General features: G+C 38.4%; 4 protein-coding genes. All 4 read left to right on the top strand.

The features are described from left to right. Positions 1-258 precede the first annotated feature (258 nt). The 4 genes from JMX07_RS13315 to JMX07_RS13300 all read left to right on the top strand — a co-directional run bounded on the left by JMX07_RS13315 (position 259) and on the right by JMX07_RS13300 (position 5,358). On the top strand, positions 259-621 hold the full coding sequence (locus JMX07_RS13315; protein ID WP_087813587.1) for a DUF3817 domain-containing protein: 363 nt from the start codon (positions 259-261) through the stop codon (positions 619-621). Positions 622-1,496: 875 nt separating this feature from the next. Further along, positions 1,497-3,167, top strand: a complete 1,671-nt coding sequence (locus tag JMX07_RS13310; RefSeq protein WP_102090548.1) for a phosphoethanolamine transferase — start codon at positions 1,497-1,499, stop codon at positions 3,165-3,167. Positions 3,168-3,212: 45 nt separating this feature from the next. Then, positions 3,213-3,899, top strand: coding sequence for a response regulator transcription factor (locus JMX07_RS13305; RefSeq protein ID WP_025645038.1), 687 nt, complete (start codon positions 3,213-3,215; stop codon positions 3,897-3,899). A gap of 100 nt (positions 3,900-3,999) precedes the next feature. Further along, positions 4,000-5,358: a sensor histidine kinase gene (locus JMX07_RS13300; protein WP_102090549.1), complete on the top strand. Its 1,359-nt coding sequence runs from the start codon at positions 4,000-4,002 to the stop codon at positions 5,356-5,358. Positions 5,359-5,600 lie beyond the last annotated feature (242 nt).

Raw genomic sequence — 5,600 nt, 5'->3', positions numbered from 1 at the left:
GCGTAATAAATAAGCACATTGATGCCGATTATCACAAACAAAATGAACTAGCGTCGTAGTCACTCTATACGGAAAAATACTTTTTATACTTGAGTATGTTTATAAAATGTGAACTGGAAGGTAATGTATGACTGGTATAGGTACTCACTCATTTTAGGTCTTAAAACCCAATACTTAAAAGCTCTGCGTAGAGCCATTATTATAGAGACATTGAATAATCCATAAATTCTTTATTGATAATAACAAAAGGAAAATATAGTGTCACAGGCTCAGCCAACTATTGAAAAAATTCACAGCCTTAGAAAAAAACAAGAGACCGCGTTAAAAAGTCTTACCCTTATAGGCTACCTAGAAGGCACCTCTTTCTTATTATTGCTCTTCATCGCCATGCCACTAAAATATATGCTGGATATTCCAGAAGGTGTGAAATACATCGGTATGGCACACGGTATTTTGTTTATTACCTATATCATAATACTTATAGGCTCAGCTATCAAAATGAAAATGCCTCTTTGGGCAATACCTGCGGGCGTACTCGGCTCACTCTTACCTTTTGGCCCATTTATATTCGATCATTTACTAAAAAATAACTTACAGAAAAGTGTAAGTAAAGAAGCCTAGAACAAGCTCTGCTACAAATGATACAAATGATACAAATGATACAAACGTATATTATTACTCAAGATTATTTTTCCTAACTAAATTACAAGCCGCCATCACTCATCATGGCGACAAATGAATAATATTGAGCAGAAATTAATCACAATAAAACTTTGATTCAGACCCAGTATGAATAGTCTTACACTCTAGTTACTTTTCCAACTTATCTTACATACTATCGACAAACCCGTCTTGTTTAAAAGCTAAACAGGTTTTGTCATCCGCGATGGATTTCCTGTTATCGTAGGGTATGCCTCAAAGGTACTACCTAATTAGGTTCACTTATCAACTAATAGACCACTTAAAATAGACTGATATGATGGAACTACTTTTGACAGACTACTTTAGGTGATTGTGTTTACTAAACCATATCTGAAGGCTTTCACCGAAAAGTAAGACGATAAGCGTGCTGAAAAAGAGTCTATACAGCCCGCTTTAGATTATGGCCATTCTCACTAAATATGATCATAAATACTCAAATACTCAAATACTCAAATACTCAAATACTCAAAATACTCAAAATACTCAAAATACTCAAAATACTCAAAATATTGTCAAAAATAGCTTGAACTAAAACGCCCCGACTATATCGAAGGTTGATTTACTTGAGTCAGGCATCGCTGCCTGACAGGGTTAAAAGATCATAATAACGTTTTTCAAACTCACTCTTCTTAGGTGATGTGGTTAATAATGGGGTTTTGATCCTACATACCTGAAAAATTTCAATAGTAGCACTAAAACACAAACTCCTATTCAATCCCCTTAACGTCTTCTTAACAGGCTACTTGCTATCGTAAGGAATCATACTCCTTACGATCCTGTTGAGAATCCCGTTTATGTTACCCTCTCAAGCACTTAGCACTATTAGTAATCAAGCTAATACGAAAAAAAGCTTTGCAAGCAAAATTTTTGATCGCAAGATTAATCTTAGCTTTCTGATTATCATTGTCGTGCTTTATTTAATAGCTACTGCCAATATTGGCTTTTTTACGCAAGTGTTAAGTGTTTATCCACTTAGCACAAACATTGGCTTTATAGTGTCTCTCTCAGGCTTATTATTTAGCTTGATGTGGCTAATCGTTCAGTTGCTATGCTATCGACCCATTGCCAAACCAGTGCTGATTGCTTTAGTGCTGATAGCAGCTGTGTGCGGGTATTTTACCGATGCTTACGGCACCATATTTGATACTAATATGCTAATTAATAGCTTACAGACTGATCAAGCAGAAGCGATGGAACTGATGTCGCTAAGCTTTTTTATTCGGCTGCTAATATTAGGTGTTGTACCTGCTGTTATTATTAGCAAATTAAAAATAAAACCTACTTCCTTACGACGCTCGATACTACAAAAGACAGCTACTTTGATAGCGGCTATTGCCTTAGTAGGCGTTTGCTTATTGCCCTTTGGTGATCAATACGCCACCTTTTTTCGTCAGCATAAAATGGTGCGTAGTTATACCAATCCTATTACTCCTATTTATTCAGTCATCAAACTCGGTACTGATTATATTGATGAGCTACGCCGTCCTGATACGATGATACTGCACGCAACTGATGCCAAACGTAACGCTGCTAATGGTAGTACAGCAAAACCAAAACTCATGGTATTTGTCGTTGGTGAAACAGTGCGCGCTGACCATATTAGCTTAAATGGTTATAAGCGCGATACGATGCCACTACTTGCCAAGCAATCTAATATTTATAGCTTCAAAAATGCCACCTCTTGCGGTACTTCTACAGCTTACTCAGTGCCTTGTATGTTCAGTTATGCTAATCGTTCAGACTATAATCCGGATGAAGCAGACTATAATGAAAACGTGCTAGATACGCTCAATAAACAAGGCGTAAACGTTATTTGGCGCGATAATAATTCAAGCTCTAAAGGCGTGGCGGATCGAGTGACTTTTGAAGACTACAAAACGAGCGATATCAATCCAAATTGCGATGATGAATGTCGCGATATCGGTATGCTTGATGGTTTTGATAAGCTTGTAAAAACAGGCGCTTCTGCTAAAGATACACTGATTTTATTACATCAAATGGGCAATCATGGTCCCGCTTACTACAAGCGTTATCCTAAGGCTTTTGAAGAATATAAACCCGTCTGTATGACCAATGAGCTATCCAAGTGCGATGACCAATCAGTTATTAACGGCTATGACAATGCGATTCGTTATACCGATTACTTCTTGAATAACGTGATTGATACGCTAAAAACTTACGAGCCCGATTATGATGTGGTAATGGTATATATTAGCGATCATGGTGAGAGTTTAGGTGAGAATAATATCTACTTGCACGGCCTGCCTTACTCTATAGCACCCGCTGCGCAAAAGCAGGTGCCTGTCATTATTTGGTCGCCTACTAATAATAGTATTGATAAAAACAGCCTTATGCTTGATAAGCCAGTATCACACGATTTTATTACCCCAACTTTACTTAAATTTTTCGGTATTACCACCGACGAGATGCTATCAAAACCTACTTTTTTCCAGTATACCCATTAAATTATTTTTTATCCGCCTCACGCTTTTTATAGAGTAGTAGCCATTATGTATAAAATACTTATTATTGAAGACAATCCCGATATCGTCGCCAACATTTACGCTTTTTTTGAGACTAAAGGCTTTGAGTTAGACAATGCTCATAATGGCATTAGTGGCTTAACGCTAGCTTCAAATAATCGTTATGACGTTATCTTACTAGATGTGATGTTGCCTGGCATGGATGGCACCAAATTGTGCAAGGCGCTTCGAGAGGAATTGCATAATAAAACACCTGTGCTCATGCTGACGGCACGTGATACGATTCTGGATAAAGTCACAGGTTTTGATAGTGGCGCTGATGATTATTTGGTCAAGCCTTTTTCGCTCGTCGAATTAGAATCCCGTATTAAAGCTTTGATTCGTCGGCATCAAGACGATCATTTTCAACATAATATTACCGTTGGCAAACTGTCTTTAAATACCGATGAGCACACGGTTACTCGTGAGGGTAAATCACTCAAGCTCACGCCAACAGGGTTTAAAATACTGAATACCCTGATGAGCGCCGCACCTCGAGTCGTCAATAAGAATGAGCTTGAGGAAAAATTATGGGGTGAAGATATACCTCACAGCGATGCTTTACGTACGCATATGCATAGTGTGCGCGCTCAAGTTGATAAACCGTTTATTGAGCCGATGATCATGACCATAGCGGGCGTTGGCTATCAGATTATCAACCCTGATAAAGTCTAAAATTTCACAATACGATTTACAGATTAGAGTCTATTATAAGCAGTCATATCTATATTTTTTCTTACGCTATCTATTGCCTTACACTAAATAAGCGTCTGCCATGTTCACTATAGACTCAATCGCCAATAAGTTTCGAATCTCCTATTTTGTATTCGCTTTATTGCTTTGCACGGCTTTCGTCAGCATTTTTATGTATGCTGAGATGCGAATTGAACAGGACTTAGTGAAAGGGCGACTTTTACAGCAGCTACAAATCAGTCAAGAAAAATGTGGTGAACAGGCTGTTTATACAGCAAATCCGGGTATTAAAATTTATCGTTATGATAGTGCGCCTGAGAATTTAAAAACAATAGCCAACGGAACCGTTCAAGAAATGCGAGTAACCGTAAATAATAAAGCGGGTAAAACTGAAACTAATCTGCATTTTTTTGCTTATCCACAAAATGAGCAAAACTATATTTTGACCTACTTAGAAGGGTCTGAAATGGCGATGGAGAATTATCCTGTTTTAGCAATCTTTGAGAATCTAGAAGATATATTTGCTGATGCACTAAAAATTGCGGTCCTTTTGAGCTTACTAATCGCTGCGCTATTCTCTTATTTATCCTCTAAGCAAATCATCAAGCCTTTATTAGATCTAAAAAAAGCGGTAGAGACCGATCATCAAAATTTAACCGAATTAACCCACCTACCCTCAGAAGTTGGGGTGTTAGCACGAGCGATTGATGAGAAAAATAATAACCTTGAGCAGTATCTAAAGCGTGAGCAATTATTCACAGGCGATGTCAGCCATGAATTGCGTACCCCTTTAACCATAATAATGGGCGCATCCGAGGTATTAGCCTCCCAATTAGCGCACGACAGCTATTTAAGCGAATTTACCAACCGTATCAACACGACTGCAAAGGAGACCACTGAGATTATCAGCGCCTTATTACTACTCTCTCGTGCCCCTGAAAAACTGGATGCCCCGCAAACCTCTATTAATAGTATTGCTATAAATGAGGCGCAGCGCTTAAACTATCTACTCAAATATAAGTCAGTCACTTGTACAATAATCGCTGAACAAGTGTATTTTACAAACGTGCGTCCTGAACTGCTAAAAATGGCGCTAGGTAACCTCATTAAAAATGCCTTTCAATACACAGATGATGGCGAAGTCATCATAACTATCGATAGTGACAAAATAGTCGTTACTGATACGGGTCTTGGTATTCCTGAGAGTATGATGCCGCTGCTGTATGAGCGCTTTGAGCGTTTAGAGCATAGCAAAACGGATGGCAAAACGGATGGCAAAACGGATGACAATTCGAGCACAGATAAGGCATTTAGTAATAAGGTTGAAGGGTCGGGCTTAGGACTTAGTATCGTGCAGCGTATTATGACGCATATGGATTGGGAATTAACCCATCAAGCCAATAAAACTGGGGGCAGCAGCTTTAGTATTTATTATCGTTAAGGCTATCGAACGATAAGCCCAATTATATAGCTTTAGTCAAAGCAGTAGCCGACACCTCAATAGCACAGGTGTTAGTTACTGCTTTTTGGTTTGTCCAGTATTTAGGTATTAAGCTGAGACCATCCCAGATTCTGTGTAACTGCCATTTAGATTAAATGCTTACTAATACGATCATCAAACATAATCATAAAGCGATTCAGAGCAGACGTCCAGTTACGAATAGGCATCGACCACTTTTTGGA

Origin of the sequence: Psychrobacter immobilis (assembly GCF_904846235.1) — a bacterium.
Classification (GTDB): Bacteria; Pseudomonadota; Gammaproteobacteria; order Pseudomonadales; family Moraxellaceae; genus Psychrobacter; species Psychrobacter immobilis_C.
The sequence above is the reverse complement of the archived record's forward strand: the minus strand, read 5'-3'. Positions and strand labels throughout refer to the sequence as shown.

Bases quoted from the DNA above. Each gene is read 5' to 3' on its own strand.
- JMX07_RS13310 (WP_102090548.1), top strand. From the start codon at position 1,497: ATGTTACCCTCTCAAGCACTTAGCACTATTAGTAATCAAGCTAATACG.
- JMX07_RS13305 (WP_025645038.1), top strand. From the start codon at position 3,213: ATGTATAAAATACTTATTATTGAAGACAATCCCGATATCGTCGCCAAC.
- JMX07_RS13300 (WP_102090549.1), top strand. From the start codon at position 4,000: ATGTTCACTATAGACTCAATCGCCAATAAGTTTCGAATCTCCTATTTT.